Raw genomic sequence first — 520 nt, 5'->3', positions numbered from 1 at the left:
GACGGTGCCCACCGGAGGACGCGTGGCGGTGCACGAGTACCGGCTCACGGCCACCGCGGATCCGGACACCGGGGAGCTGCTCACCATCGACGCCGACCCCCGGGTACTACCCTACGATGAGTGCCCCCTGGCCTCCCGCAACGTCGGAAAGGCGCTCGGCACACCACTTTCCGAGCTCCGAACCGTCGTGTTGGACAAGTTCTCCGGAACCGAGGGCTGCACCCACCTCAACGACGCGATGCGAGCGCTCGCGGAGGTTCCCGTCCTGGTCCGCGCACTACGCGAAGACGAGCACCGCCGAGCCAGGCCGTAGGTCACGTTCACGCAATTCCGATGCCGCCCAGGCAGAACCGCAGCAGATGCGCACGATCGGTCGCCGTCGGCACCGTACCCGACTCGTGATAGCGGGCGGTCATCCCGAGCACCAACGTCTGCACGAACAGCGCGTCGCGGTCGTGATCGGCGACTCCGGCCTCGGACAGGATTCCGGCGAGCAGGGCGAGAATCCGCGCATAACCGA

2 protein-coding genes are annotated in these 520 nt (G+C 67.9%); one reads left to right on the top strand and one right to left on the bottom strand.

Annotated features, from left to right (window positions below):
* Positions 1 to 313, top strand: a 313-nt coding sequence (locus ON40_RS34420) for a DUF2889 domain-containing protein (RefSeq protein WP_040829427.1), incomplete at its 5' end; no start/stop codon positions are given.
* 7 nt (positions 314 to 320) lie between these two features.
* Here ON40_RS34420 and ON40_RS34415 read toward each other — a convergent pair.
* Positions 321 to 520, bottom strand: a 200-nt coding sequence (locus ON40_RS34415; RefSeq protein ID WP_040829425.1) for a hypothetical protein, incomplete at its 5' end; no start/stop codon positions are given.

The sequence above is a fragment of the Nocardia jiangxiensis NBRC 101359 genome (genome assembly GCF_000308615.1).
Taxonomy (GTDB): Bacteria; Actinomycetota; Actinomycetes; order Mycobacteriales; family Mycobacteriaceae; genus Nocardia; species Nocardia jiangxiensis.
This window is presented reverse-complemented; position numbering and strand designations above follow the sequence as displayed.